Origin of the sequence: Anaerobacillus sp. 1_MG-2023 (genome assembly GCF_030547345.1) — a bacterium.
Lineage (GTDB): Bacteria > Bacillota > Bacilli > Bacillales > Guptibacillaceae > Guptibacillus > Guptibacillus hwajinpoensis_B.
In genome coordinates, this window is the sequence record NZ_JAUORD010000002.1 from 120,553 (window position 1) to 134,454 (window position 13,902).

Annotated in this window: 14 protein-coding genes, 1 riboswitch and 1 other annotated feature (1 of these 16 only partly in view); of the genes, 13 read left to right on the forward strand and 1 reads right to left on the reverse strand. The window is 38.8% G+C overall.

All coding sequences use genetic code 11. From position 1 onward, the window contains the following. Nucleotides 1-27, forward strand: a binding site (T-box leader) (it extends 173 nt beyond the left edge of the window). A gap of 86 nt (nt 28-113) precedes the next feature. From nhaC to Q4550_RS04385, 3 genes are all read left to right on the forward strand, one after another. Further along, on the forward strand, nt 114-1,499 hold the full coding sequence (gene nhaC, locus Q4550_RS04375; protein WP_303530624.1) for a Na+/H+ antiporter NhaC: 1,386 nt from the start codon (nt 114-116) through the stop codon (nt 1,497-1,499). Nucleotides 1,500-1,553: 54 nt separating this feature from the next. Further along, nucleotides 1,554-1,727: a hypothetical protein gene (locus Q4550_RS04380; protein ID WP_194222167.1), complete on the forward strand. Its 174-nt coding sequence runs from the start codon at nt 1,554-1,556 to the stop codon at nt 1,725-1,727. 221 nt (nt 1,728-1,948) lie between these two features. Then, the gene (locus Q4550_RS04385) at nt 1,949-2,656 is read left to right on the forward strand and encodes an HAD family hydrolase (RefSeq protein WP_303530625.1); all 708 of its coding nucleotides are present in this window, start codon (nt 1,949-1,951) and stop codon (nt 2,654-2,656) included. A gap of 8 nt (nt 2,657-2,664) precedes the next feature. On the opposite strand, the gene Q4550_RS04390 is transcribed toward Q4550_RS04385, so the two are convergent. Next, nucleotides 2,665-3,570 (reverse strand): hypothetical protein, encoded by a 906-nt coding sequence (locus tag Q4550_RS04390; protein ID WP_303530626.1) that lies wholly within the window; start codon nt 3,568-3,570, stop codon nt 2,665-2,667. A 113-nt stretch (nt 3,571-3,683) separates the two neighbouring features. On the opposite strand from Q4550_RS04390, the gene Q4550_RS04395 reads away from it, so the two are divergent. From Q4550_RS04395 to Q4550_RS04440, 10 genes are all read left to right on the forward strand, one after another. Further along, nucleotides 3,684-4,736 (forward strand): M42 family metallopeptidase, encoded by a 1,053-nt coding sequence (locus Q4550_RS04395; RefSeq protein ID WP_303530627.1) that lies wholly within the window; start codon nt 3,684-3,686, stop codon nt 4,734-4,736. A gap of 107 nt (nt 4,737-4,843) precedes the next feature. Then, entirely contained in the window at nt 4,844-6,307 is a 1,464-nt protein-coding gene (locus tag Q4550_RS04400) for a spore germination protein (protein ID WP_303530628.1), read from the forward strand. Nucleotides 6,308-6,440: 133 nt separating this feature from the next. Then, nucleotides 6,441-6,641, forward strand: a complete 201-nt coding sequence (locus Q4550_RS04405) for a YqgQ family protein (RefSeq protein WP_303530630.1) — start codon at nt 6,441-6,443, stop codon at nt 6,639-6,641. Next, nucleotides 6,638-7,387, forward strand: coding sequence for an oxygen-insensitive NADPH nitroreductase (gene nfsA, locus Q4550_RS04410; protein ID WP_303530632.1), 750 nt, complete (start codon nt 6,638-6,640; stop codon nt 7,385-7,387). The genes Q4550_RS04405 and nfsA overlap by 4 nt, the downstream gene beginning before the upstream one ends. A 27-nt stretch (nt 7,388-7,414) precedes the next feature. Further along, complete coding sequence (locus Q4550_RS04415) at nt 7,415-8,386, forward strand: ROK family glucokinase (RefSeq protein WP_303530633.1); 972 nt, start codon at nt 7,415-7,417, stop codon at nt 8,384-8,386. A gap of 293 nt (nt 8,387-8,679) precedes the next feature. Further along, nucleotides 8,680-10,554, forward strand: a complete 1,875-nt coding sequence (locus Q4550_RS04420; protein ID WP_303530634.1) for an LTA synthase family protein — start codon at nt 8,680-8,682, stop codon at nt 10,552-10,554. Between the two features lie 166 nt (nt 10,555-10,720). Further along, nucleotides 10,721-11,908, forward strand: a complete 1,188-nt coding sequence (locus Q4550_RS04425) for a M14 family metallopeptidase (RefSeq protein ID WP_194222158.1) — start codon at nt 10,721-10,723, stop codon at nt 11,906-11,908. A 55-nt stretch (nt 11,909-11,963) separates the two neighbouring features. Beyond that, a riboswitch (TPP riboswitch) is annotated at nt 11,964-12,080 on the forward strand. Between the two features lie 212 nt (nt 12,081-12,292). Beyond that, a complete protein-coding gene (gene thiE / locus Q4550_RS04430) occupies nt 12,293-12,928 on the forward strand; it encodes a thiamine phosphate synthase (protein ID WP_303530636.1) in 636 nt (211 codons plus the stop codon). Beyond that, the gene (gene thiS / locus Q4550_RS04435; protein ID WP_194222156.1) at nt 12,925-13,122 is read left to right on the forward strand and encodes a sulfur carrier protein ThiS; all 198 of its coding nucleotides are present in this window, start codon (nt 12,925-12,927) and stop codon (nt 13,120-13,122) included. The genes thiE and thiS overlap by 4 nt, the downstream gene beginning before the upstream one ends. Nucleotides 13,123-13,126: 4 nt before the next feature. Then, entirely contained in the window at nt 13,127-13,891 is a 765-nt protein-coding gene (locus Q4550_RS04440; protein ID WP_303530637.1) for a thiazole synthase, read from the forward strand. The last annotated feature ends 11 nt before the right edge of the window (nt 13,892-13,902 follow it).

Genomic DNA, 13,902 nt, shown 5'->3' on the forward strand with positions numbered 1-13,902 from the left:
TACCGCGAAAAAAATTTCGTCCCTTCAATTATTGAAGGGCTTTTTTTAATGGAAAAATACAGATAGAGCAAAACTAATCGGTGAGAGAACATAGATCAAGGGAGAGAAAGAAAATGAAAAAAATATCATTTCCAATAGCGCTTGTTGTGATTGCGCTATTAATGAGCTGGATGTTGTTTAGTATTATTGGCTTAAAGGTAGAACCACATATTCCTCTTCTTGGTGGCGTAGTAGGAATGGGGATTTTGGGATTAATTCTTGGTATGAAGTGGGAAGAAATAGAGAAGGCTTTACTGCAGAGTATAACTACGGGCTTAAAGCCAATTCTCATTCTTTTTGTAGTAGGAATGATGATCGCCGTATGGATGCAGAGTGGTACGGTGCCAACATTGTTATATGGAGGGCTTCAGTTCATCCAGCCTGAGTGGTTTCTCATCAGTGCATTGATCGTGACCATTATCGTTTCAAGCTTTACAGGCAGTTCATTTACTACAATCGGTACCATTGGCGTAGCGATGATGGGAATAGGAGCAGCAATGGGTGTTAACCCGGCTTTGGCGGCTGGAGCTGTTATTTCAGGTGCATGCTTCGGAGACAAAATGTCTCCTCTCTCTGATACGACCAACTTTGCTCCTGCTGTTGCAAAAGTAGATCTGTTCACTCATATTCGACATATGACACAGACTACGATTCCAGCCATTGTCGTAGCAGTGATCTTCTTTTTTATGATGAGTAAAAATTTATCTACTTCCGTTAACCCGGAGGATTTGAACAAAGCTATGTCGGTTTTGCAAAGTGAGTTTAATATATCGTTCTGGACATTAATTCCTCCTGTTATCGTGCTCGTTCTTGCTGTAAGAAGAGTACCTGTCCTAGTCACTTTGTTTGCTGGGCTTCTTGCGGGAATTATCGTATCAATGTTAACGCAAGGCGTGTATTCAGCTGGTTCAATTCTTGGAACAATGCAGAATGGTTTTGCGAGTGATACATCAAGTGAACTTGTAAATGGAATCGTAAATAGAGGTGGCCTTCAATCAATGATGTGGAGCGTCTCACTGATTATTTTAGCATTAGCACTTGGTGGCGTTCTGCAAGTGATGGGAATCATTCAATCCCTCATGAGTGGATTAACAAAGCTTCTAAATAAGCGAGGTCATTTAATTTCTGCAACAGCCACATCTGCAATTGGAGTGAATTTGTTAACAGGTGAGCAGTATTTGTCAATTCTTCTTCCTGGTCAAACGTTTGAGCCGTTTTATGATAAAGCAGGCGTGGATCGGAAATATCTTTCCCGTACATTAGAAGACGCTGGGACGCTCATTAATCCATTAATTCCATGGGGAGTATCGGGAGCCTTTTTTGCAGAAACGTTAGGGGTATCGGTGTTAAGCTATCTTCCGTTTGCAGTCTTTCTATGGCTATCACCATTATTTACTGTGATTTTGGGCTATTGGAATAATAAGAAATTAGGTGAAGACACCTCTGTGAATCATGGATAAAAACGTCATTACCTGCAAACAGTAGAGATATAGTACAGTTTCAGGAGGAGAATGATGAAAATAACGAAGGTTCTTGTTCTATTATCTTTAGTAGTCGTGTTGTATGAATACCGATACCGATTATTAAATGGGCTGCTAGGCGTCGCGGTGATAAGGCGCTTTGTCGTCGGAAATTCGTTGAAATTTCCAGGTTTACGTAACAAACTTTTTAGCTCTTTTCTATCTTAACCTCTACCTCACCGGTGGAGGTTTTTCTTTGTTCTAGGGTATGTTAATGCGCGCAGTTGATTTTGGCTCATTTATGTTCTGTGATGACCACTCGAATGAGGCAAAAGTCGAGAATCAACAATATAAGTTAACAAAGCTTTCTTCTAAAAATTGAAAAGGTTAGAATAGGGGGGAAGACAATCAGGAATCGTTTGATTAACCGGAGACTGGGGGAGCTTTATATGAAGTGGACACACATCTACTTTGATTTAGATAACACTCTTTATGATCATGAAAAGGCCTTTAAAAAAACCATTTTGTATTGTGCAGAAAAAATGTTGCTAAATAAAAGTACATCTGTTTCAGTTGAGCAGTGGTTTAATGTATTCAAATCTAATTGCGATCAATATTGGAATGCCTATGAAGAAGGTAGATGGTCAAGAGAACGGTACCAGGTGAAGCGATTTTGTAAAACGAATGACTATTTTAACTTAACTTGCTCTGAGGAGGAAGCGTTAGAGTTCCAAAGAGAATATCAATCTAAAGTTGCCTCCTTCGCTGAATTATATGACGGGGTTTCCTCTATTCTATCTACTTTGAGGGATAGTGGAATAGAGCTAGGCATTATTACAAATGGTGGGCAGGAAACACAGCTAGCAAAAATTAAAGCTCTTCAATTGCTTCAATGGATCCCTCGTGAGAATATTTACATTTCAGAAACTGTAGGGATTGAAAAGCCAGACGTTGACATATTTCAATATGTTCTTGGAAGTATGGGGCATTATCTTTACATAGGGGATACATGGGATCATGACATTAAGCCTGCTATAGAAGCAGGCTTTGATGCAATATATTTTAATTCCAGGAATGAAGCTGTTGACCACTCAATTCGGAAAGATATTCCAGAAATATTGACTTATGAGGAACTGAAGAAAGTATTAATCAATTAATACTTTCTTTATTCTTCAGTATCTTGTGGCTCTAATATAGGCTCGTTAAGGTATTGAATAAGCTCAATGTTCTTTCCACTTTTCGTTTGGAATAGGATGAGTAAATATGGTGAATGTTTATGAAGCAATATGATTGGAATTGTACTGCCAATAGGTGATTCTGTCGGGCCATTAGGAGGAATTATGCCAAGGAAATAGTTTTTGTATAGACCTTCCCAAATACCTCCGATCGTATCAGCAGTCTGTTTCTGAGATAGTCCTGGGAGCGTTCGCTGTTGATATTGATCTAACGAGGTTAGCGGGAAAATATAATAGTCTTCAGGATGAAGATTATATTCTGTTACCATAGCTTTGAAAACCAACTGGGCTTGTTGATCCATGGCATGATCGAGAATGTATTGCCACTCTTTTTCTTCTTCACTTGAAGCCTCTTTAAAAGATTCAAGTGGTGTCATCGGAGAGTCAATGACGTAAAGTTGGTCATAACTCAATTGCTGGGCACTTTTAATGACATCATTAGGGTAATGGATTTCTCCATAATGGTAGGTAATCGCTTCATAATGTCCGCTATCTTCACTTGTAGATTCTTTTTTTTGACGAAGTGTAGCCGTATTTTCTTTCCAAATTGACATTGAATCAATCAGGCGACCTTCTTCATAGAGAAATGATAAATCTTGACGAAGGTAAGCCACTTCAGAAAGACTTGATTCTGTCTTCCAATCCAATGTGTATTCATCTTCATCGTCCTGCGTTAGAATAGTAAGAGATGTACTTGCTGAATCAAATGTGACGTCTGGATCAGGTGGGAAATACGTAAATGATTCCCTAACAGGATTACTACTAGTGTTAACAAGGATGAGCGCAAAAAAACCAATCATACCTAGCATGATAACGTAGTGAATTCTTTTGATCATCCCGATACCTCCAAATGAGTAAGCTTGTCATCATATGTATGTGATAGTTAACTGAAATATGAAGAAGGATTCGTTTGCTTTTCCAATTAATTCAATTTGAGAGGATGAAATCAATGAGTGATTTATTTCATGCAGAAGAACTTCTACAAACTACGAAAGAATTAGTTAGTATTCCAAGCCCATCTGGTTACACTGATGAAGTCATTAGTTGGGTTGAGGGGAGAATGCAAGAGCTTGGAGTAGAGACTAAACGAAATAATAAGGGTGGACTCATTGCTACTATTGAAGGGTCAGATTCGTCGCGTCAACGGATGTTAACAGCTCATGTTGATACATTGGGAGCGATGGTGAAAGAAATTAAGAGTGATGGTCGCCTGCGCTTATCTTTAATTGGTGGTTTTCGATTTAATGCAATTGAAGGTGAGTACTGTGAGATTATCACCGGAGATGGCAAGCGTTTTACTGGAACGATTCTTTTACACCAAACCTCTGTTCATGTTTATAAAAACAACGGGGAGGTCAAACGAGACGAACAGAACATGGAAGTGCGTCTTGATGAGCGTGTCTCTAATCCTGAAGATGTCATGAAATTGGGAGTGAGTGTTGGTGACTTTATTTCTTTTGACCCTCGTGTCCAAATTACCGATTCTGGATTTATCAAATCACGCCATTTGGATGATAAAGCTAGTGTAGCTCTTCTTCTTGCAAACATTAAGAAACTAAAAGAAAACAACATCAGGCTTCCACATACGACGCATTTTCTAATTTCGAATAATGAAGAAATTGGTTATGGTGGTAATTCCAATATCCCTGATCAAACCATCGAATACATAGCTGTGGATATGGGAGCACTTGGAGATGGACAAACTTCTGATGAATATACGGTTTCGATCTGTGCCAAAGATTCAAGCGGTCCATATCATTATCGCTTACGTAAACATCTTGTGAAGCTTGCAGAGGAAAATAAGATTGAGTATAAACTCGACATTTATCCTTATTATGGGTCAGATGCATCAGCTGCCATTCGGGCAGGAGTGGATGTTCGTCATGCGCTTATTGGTCCTGGTATTGATGCTTCCCACGCATATGAGCGAACACATCAGGATTCAATGCTTCATACAGCACATTTAATTTATCAGTACCTCTTATCGGAAATGATCGATTGAATGAGAAAACCAGCCTTTCTTAAAAGGCTGGTTTTTCTATGCCCAATTTTCCAATGAGGTATGCATAATGTAAGAATGGTGAATGATGGAAAGGAGGAGGGGGAACTATGTCTCAAAAAAAGATCATTCATCCCGTTAGTCGTTCATTTGAGGAAAATATCGATTTCCTTCATAAGGAATTAGGTGTTGGGAAAAGTTTTGATGTTATTCAGTTAGATCTTGATTACGCAGGTAGAAAAATGGCGATGTTTTTAATCGATGGCTTTGTCAAAGATGATATTCTTCACTATCTTATGAAGTTACTATCAAGACTTGAACCTTCCCAACTTGATCCTGATCCACTTGAGAAGCTCATGAAAGTACATATCCCATACGTTGAAATTGATCGACAAAAGGATCTTGATGTTGTAATGGATTTAGTGCTTGCTGGTCCAACTGCCCTTATTGTAGAAGGTATGAGCGAAGTTATTATGATCGATGCAAGAACGTACCCGGTCAGAGGACCACAGGAACCAGATTTGGAGCGTGTAACAAGGGGCGCGAGAGATGGCTTTGTAGAAACAATCGTATTCAATACATCACTAACGAGAAGAAGAGTGAGAGATAAAACGTTAAGAATGGAATATATGCAAGTAGGTAGAAGGTCCAAAACAGACATTTGTATTAGTTATATTGAAGATATTGCTGATCCTGAAATCGTAAATAGAATTAAGGATTCTGTTAGTAACATTGATACAGATGGCTTACCGATGGGCGAAAAGACGATTGAAGAGTTTATTTGTGGAAGACATTTAAATCCTTATCCTCTTGTGAGGTACACAGAGCGTCCCGATACAGCAGCTATTCACCTTTATGAAGGTCACGTATTGATTTTTGTAGATGGATCGCCCAGTGTGCTTATTACACCTACTACTTTCTGGCATCATCTGCAACATGCTGAAGAGTACAGGCAAAAGCCGCTTGTTGGCGGATATTTGAGACTTGTTCGTTTTATAGCCGTTTGGATCGGAATTTTCATTTTGCCGCTATGGTATTTATTTGCTACAAACCCACGGTTACTAGGTTCAAATATGCAGTTTATTGGGGTAGATCAAAACGGGACATTGCCTCTGTTCGTTCAATTTTTACTTATAGAAATAGGGATTGATATACTCAGGATGGCAACCATTCATACTCCAACCTCCCTTGCGACTGCGCTTGGTCTTGTATCGGCCATCTTGATTGGACAAGTAGCAGTAGAGGTAGGACTGTTTATTAATGAGGTCATTTTATATTTGGCCCTTGCAGCAATGGGGACATTCGCAACACCATCCTATGAATTAAGTCTTGCCAATCGACTTTTTCGTCTCTTACTGCTCGTTTTGACCGCAGCTTTTGGCGTAATTGGATTTGTTGGAGGATTTACACTATGGATAATGCTTTTAATTCGTACAAAATCGTTTCATATTCCTTATCTATGGCCGTTTATTCCGTTTTCTTATCGAGCATTTCGAGATGTTATTTTCAGATCACCTATGCCACTTAAAAATCGCAGGCCGACGGTATTACATCCTAAAGATCCAGATCGTTAATATCGACCAATATCAATGGCTTATTTACAAAATGTAAAGAAGAGACTACATTTCTTAAATGGGATGTGGTCTTTTTGTGCGTAATTATTTTTTTTGGCGCTAGGGATTGCTATAATGAACAATGGTGAAGATAATGAAAACATTTTATGATATACAGCAGCTTTTAAAGCAATATGGCATGATTGTTTATACGGGAACTCGACTTGGAGACCTGGAACTAATGGAAGGCGAGATCCAAGAGTTATACGATATGAAAATTCTCGAGAATGAGGATTACCTCGTCGCCAGAATGATCATAAGAAATGAAATTAGCAAGGAGAGGGACAAAACATGAATCAGACAATTGAAACGATGCTTGCTCACCGCTCAATTAGAGCATTTAAAGATAATCCATTAACGGAAGAGCAAATTCATACGTTAGTAAAAGCAGCGCAATCCGCTTCAACTTCAAGCTACATACAAGCTTATTCGATCATTGGTGTGGAAGATAAAGAAAAGAAAAAGCAGCTTGCTGAATTAGCTGGTGGGCAAAGTTATGTTGAAAAGAATGGTCACTTCTTTGTTTTTTGTGCAGATTTCAATCGCCACCATGCAACAGCTGAAATGCATGGGACAGATGTAACGGAAACGACGCAAACAACTGAAAAGTTCATGGTAGGATTAATAGATGCAGCGCTTGCTGCACAAAACGCCAGCATAGCAGCAGAGTCAATGGGACTAGGTATTTGCTATATTGGTGGCATTCGGAACGACCTTGAAAAAGTGAGTGAAGTATTGAATCTTCCTCAATTTGTTATTCCTTTATTTGGACTTTGTGTTGGATATCCCGATCAGGATCCAGATGTAAAACCACGATTACCTCTAAATAACATCTATCATATTGATGAATATGAGCATGATGCAAATGCATTTAAAGAAGGGTTAAACGAATATGATGAAGTTATTTCAGGTTACTACACGAATCGAACGGGAGGTCAACGATCAGCAGGATGGACTTCTATGATGGCACATAAATTAGCGACCCCTGTTCGAACGTATATGAAGAAATTTCTTGAAAAGAAAGGTTTTCCTCTGAAATAGAGTGTTACTTGCGAAAGGTGGATTAAGATGAAAGAAGAAAAATGGCTCATTGGTGTTGATTTAGGTGGAACAACTATCAAGCTTTCATTCCTTGATTTTTATGGTGAAATTATTAGTAAATGGGAAATTCCTACTGATAAATCGGAAGCTGGTCGTCATATCACAACTCACATAGCTCGTGCTATTGATGATAAGATGGAAGAAATGAATGTTAGCAGAAAGAAGTTTTCTGGTATCGGTATGGGAGCTCCAGGTTTCATTGAAATGGATTCAGGATTTATTTACCACGCAGTAAACATTGGATGGCGAGACTTTCCTTTAAAAGACAAGCTTGAAGTTGAAACAGGGTTACCAGTTATTATTGATAACGATGCGAACATTGCTGCTCTTGGTGAAATGTGGCGTGGCGCAGGGGATGGAGCACGTGATTTACTATGCGTCACGCTAGGGACTGGAGTAGGCGGAGGCATTATTACGAATGGAACAATCATTCATGGAACGAATGGCATGGCGGGGGAAATAGGTCATATTACATCCATCCCTGATGGTGGAGCGCAATGCAATTGTGGCAAAACAGGCTGCCTTGAAACAGTAGCCTCAGCGACTGGTGTTGTTCGTATTGCGATGGAAAAACTTATGTCACATCAGGACAGTGTCCTATATCATATTTATCAAGAAAAGAGTGAAATTACTTCTCGTGATATTTTTGAAGGCGCTGAGGCCCAGGATCCATATGCTGTTGAAGTAGTGAATAATGTAACTTTCCATCTAGGACTTGCGATTGCCAACCTGGCTAATTCTTTGAATCCTTCTAAAATTGTAATAGGTGGGGGCGTATCAAAAGCAGGCGAAGCGCTTCTTACCCCCTTAAAAAAACAATTTGAAAAATATGCATTGCCAAGAGTTAGAAAAGGTGCGGATTTTGCAATTGCCACACTCGGCAATGATGCTGGCGTAATAGGAGGAGCGTGGCTCGCAAAAACGAAATTGATGAAATAGTCCTGGTTTTTCATGTTTCAGCCTGCTATAACAAGGGAAGAAAAGATCAGTTAAGTTCGATCTTTTCTTTTTTTTTGTAAAAAAATTGCCCAAATGAAACTTTTTGTCCATTTCATTCGTTATTACTAACAGACAGGAAGCTCAGAATCAAAATAATTGTGAAAGAAATACTAAAATAAGGACAAAAGTTAGTTGATTAAATTTCGAAAACATACTATCATAGCGATTATGTATGGTCGTAGAAAGTAATGGTAGCTTTTCCTTATATTCAACTAAGGAGGTACTAAGAAAACATGAAAAAGCTACAAAATAAGTATTCTTTTTTCCTAATCGTAGCCTTTATGCTGTGGTTAAAAACGTATTTGGTGTACGAATTTGCTTTCAACATTGAACCTGAAAATAAAATGGAAGGGTTTATATTACTGCTAAACCCAATTAGTTCTGTATTGCTATTCCTCGGTTTTGCCCTATTTGCCTCACCAAAGTATCGCAACAGAGTACTACTGGTCATTAATTTTATTGGCTCATTTATCCTATTTGCAAACGTCGTATACTACCGTGAATTTACTGATTTTATAACAATACCATTGTTGTTTCAAACGAATAATATGGGGGAGCTTGGTAATAGTATTGCTGAACTTGTAAGCGGTTTTGATTTCTTGCTCTTTGTAGATATTATTATTCTGGCAGTTTTCCTTTTCGTAAGAAAAACGAAGGCGTACATGGTTAAGAAGAAAGAAATTGCTATTGTATTTGCTAGCGCTATAGCTCTTTTTGCTGTTAATGTTGGGCTTGCAGAAACAGAACGCCCTCAGCTTTTAACTCGTACGTTTGATCGTGAAATGCTCATAAAATATATTGGTACTTATAACTATCACGTGTATGACGCTGTTCTTCAGTCCAAAGCAAAAGCACAGCGAGCATTTGCGGATGGCAGTGAGATCGTAGATATTGAAAACTATGTAAAAGCTAATCACGTTGAGCCAAATCCTGAAATGTTTGGTGAAGCTGAAGGGAAAAACATCATCCTTGTATCGTTAGAATCCACACAGAGTTTTGTAGTGAATGAAGAAGTGGATGGAGAAGAAATTACGCCTTTCTTAAATGATCTTATAGATGAAAGTTATTATTTCCCGAATTTCTATCATCAAACAGCTCAGGGTAAAACTTCTGACTCCGAATTTATTCTTGAGAATTCATTATATGGACTTCCAAGTGGAGCTGTATTCTTTACCCATTCAGGGAACGAATACAATGCATCACCAGAAATATTAAGTGAGAATGGATACTATAACGCTGTCTTCCATGCGAATAACAAAAGCTTCTGGAACCGTGACGTTATGTATGACTCCCTTAAATACGATAAGTTCTATGACATTAATGATTTTACAGTAACGCCTGATAATTCAATCGGATGGGGATTGAAAGATGAATATTTCTTTGATCAATCCATTAAATATTTAGAAACGCTACCGGAACCTTACTATGCTAAATACATTACATTAACAAACCACTTTCCTTTTACACTTGAATCAGAGGATGAATATATTCCAGAGTGGACTTCAGATGATGGAACTGTTAACAGATATTTCACTACGGTTCGATATCAAGATGAAGCTCTAAAGAAATTCTTTGAGCGAATGAAAGAAGAAGGACTTTATGAAGATTCGATCTTCGTCATGTACGGTGATCACTATGGAATTTCTGAGAACCATAACAAAGCTATGGGAGAATTCTTAGGCAAAGAAATCACACCATTTGAATCCACGGAGCTTCAAAAAGTTCCGCTCGTTGTTCATATTCCTGGCCAAGAAGGGGAAGTGATGGAACAGGTCGGTGGTCAAATTGATTTGAAACCGACAATTATGCACCTGCTTGGTATTGATACGAAGGATATGATTAAATTTGGTAACGATCTTTTTGCAAAAGAACAGGATAATTTCACTATCCTTCGCGATGGAAGCTTCATTACTGAAAATAATCTATACACTAAAAATGTCTGTTATGACAAAGAAACAGGAGAAGAAACGGATAAATCGGCCTGTGAACCATACATGGAGAAGGCAAAAACTGATCTTGCCTACTCAGATAAAATCGTTTATGGAGACCTTCTACGTTTCTTAGGCAAGCATGATGAGCAACAAGAGAATACAGAAATAGAAAAATAGCATGAAAGATGCAAACCCCACCTTGGATATTAGGTGGGGTTTTTGTATTGTAATGAACTTTTTCTGAGGCGAGCAATAAGGCTAATATGTCCTAATTATGTAGCATATGCATCACTCATTATTTCATATCATTGTAAGAAGGATATGAAATGTGGGAGGGTATGACATGAAAATTAGGGTGAAGAGTGGGGATAGCCTTTGGAAATATAGCCGAGTGTTTCAAATTCCACTTCGATTAATATTAGATAGTAATAATCTTGAGAATCCTGATCAACTTATAGTCGGAGAACAAATTCAGATCCCTGGGTTTGTCACGAAAAGTTATACCATTAAGCCAGGAGATACATTATGGAAAATAGCAGGATGGTACGGAACACCCCTAGATGGTGTTCTTTTGCTAAACGATTCGAATCCTTTTTCGTTACAACCAGGAGAAAAAGTGAATATACCGATTCGTGTAACGTGGTCACTCATTAACCCAAATCAAAATTACGATTATCAAACCCTTGTTAATGATATTCGAAAAATACTTGCTGTTTATCCATTTATTAAACGATCCATCATTGGCGAATCTGTCATGGAAAAGCCAATCCCAGAACTAGTAGTGGGAACAGGAAAGAAAAAAGTTCATATGAATGGAGCATTTCATGCTAATGAATGGTTAACCTCAACTCTCATTATGAAATTTGTAGATGATTATTCTCGTGAATTGACGAATAGTCAGAGATTGAGCGGTGTTTACCTCCCATCTCTATATGAAACGACTTCTCTCTCTCTTGTACCCATGGTAAACCCAGATGGAGTGGATCTTGTCATTAATGGATTACCTGAAGAAGAACCTTACCGCTCATTGGCGGATCAAATTAATAATGGAAGTGAACAATTTAACAGATGGAAGGCGAACATTAGGGGAGTTGATTTAAACAATCAGTATCCTGCTAAATGGGAAATAGAAGCTGAACGAAAACCAACAAAACCTTCTCCAAGAAATTACCCGGGAAAAGCACCGCTTACAGAGCCAGAAGCAATAGCGATCGCAGACCTGACGAGAAGAAAGAAATTTGATCGTGCGCTAGCATTTCATTCTCAAGGTGAAGTGATCTTTTGGGGTTTCGAAGGACTTGAACCTCCTGAGTCAGAAATCTTGGTGAGAGAATTTTCGCGACTGAGCGGTTATCGAGCAGTTCGCTATGTTGATAGTTTCGCTGGATACAAGGATTGGTTTATTCAAGACTTTAGAAGACCGGGTTTTACCGTAGAAATTGGAAAAGGGGAAAGTCCTTTGCCTACTTCTGATTTCAACACTATTTACCAAGATACATTAGGGATTTTCCTTTCTTCTCTGTATATGTAGGTTAGTGGCTTGTTTTTTAATCACTTCTTTGTCATAATAAACTTAATTTCATAATTCCAAAGACTAGGGGTGCCTTCATGTAAGGGAAGGCTGAGAAAAAGAAACCGTCATTTCTTTTACCCTTGAACCTGATCTGGTTGATACCAGCGTAGGGAAGTCGGTAGCAGTATTGATTACGTATTACTACCCCCATTCCTTACGCGGAATGGGGTTTTTTAGTGTGTTTTATGTTAATCGTTTTTAAGCGTTTACGGTGGTAGCTTATACTCTTGATTCTCGATTTTTAGCTCGAAGCGATTGGTTATCACAGAGCGTAATTGAGCCGAAAATCAACAAAGCTCGTTAACATAGGCTTAAGGTTAAAAGTATTAGAGGAGGTAAATAATGAAGGATTTTAAATTATACGTCATTACAGGGGAAGAATTCCACCCTGATCGAGACCTAGTTGAGGTAATGGAGCAAGCGATACAAGGTGGTACTGATATTATTCAATTGCGTGATAAGACGAATTCTAAAAAGGTTGTACTAGAAAAAGCTTTGAGATTAAAGGAGCTAACACAAAAATATGAAGTTCCTTTTATTGTGAATGATCACATTGATATTGCGCTAGCCGTTGATGCTGATGGCATTCATCTCGGTCAGGATGATTTACCTTTAGAGGTAGCAAGGAAGATTGTTGGACCTAATAAGATCATAGGTATCTCCACACATCGAATCGAAGAAGCGCGTGAAGCAGAGCAGCGTGGTGCTGATTACATTGGGGCTGGGCCAGTCTTTCCCACAAATAGCAAAAGCGATGTTGTTGATCCAGTAACAACTGACTATCTCAAAGAAGTTGCAGCAGAAATATCTATTCCGTTTGTAGCCATCGGCGGCATCAAATTGCATAATGTTTCGGACGTCCTCCATTCAGGTGCTTCTAGAGTATGTGTCATTAGTGAAGTAGTTGGTAGTGCCGATATTAAAGGCACGTGCGAAGCATTTATTAAATCCATTCAAAAAGAGGTGATTCCCAAGTGACATTACTAGTTAATGGAGAGCAGCATGATTTAGAAGTGGCAACATTAAAAGAAGTTGTTACTCATTTTGGCTTGCAAGAAGGGTTGGTTGTCACTGAAGTTAATGGAACAATTATTGATCGCTCGGAATGGATCGATACAGAAGTAAAAGAAGGAATGAAAATTGAACTTGTCCACTTTGTAGGAGGGGGTTGACCGAATGAATGATAAATTAACAATATCTGGTAAAGAACTTTCTTCCCGCTTGTTTCTTGGCACGGGAAGATATCCAAATCCATATGTTCAAAATAAAGCAATTGAAGCTTCTGAAGCAGAAGTTCTCACATTTGCTATTCGAAGAGTGAATCTTACTGCACCAAATGAAGATGCGATCTTACAGCACATCGAGAATCAATCATTTCACTATTTGCCCAATACTTCCGGTGCTACGACTGCTGAAGAAGCCATTCGCATCGCTCGTTTAGCAAAAGCATCTGGCTTAAGTGATTGGATAAAAATCGAAGTTAGTCGAGATGAAAAAATGCTAATCCCTGATCCGGTGGAAACCTTGAAAGCTACAGAGGTTCTTGCTAAAGAAGGTTTTGTTGTTTTACCGTATACTTCTGATGATCCAGCACTTTGCTATCGACTACAAGAAGCAGGTGCAGCGGCTGTCATGCCAGGGGGATCTCCTATTGGAACTGGTCTCGGCATCTTAAATCCATACAATATTGAACTAATTACAGAACAACTGAAGGTACCAGTCATAGTCGATGCGGGTCTTGGACATGCATCTGATGTAACACAAGCGATGGAGCTTGGGGCAGATGGAGTCCTCCTTAATACAGCCATAGCGAAAGCGAGAAACCCTGTCATGATGGCTGAGTCAGTTAAGTTGGCTATTAGAGCAGGAAGATTGTCTTACGTTGCAGGAAGAATTCCTAAAAAGAAGTACGCCACTGCAAGTAGTCCGGTACGAAATTAATAGAAGGAGGG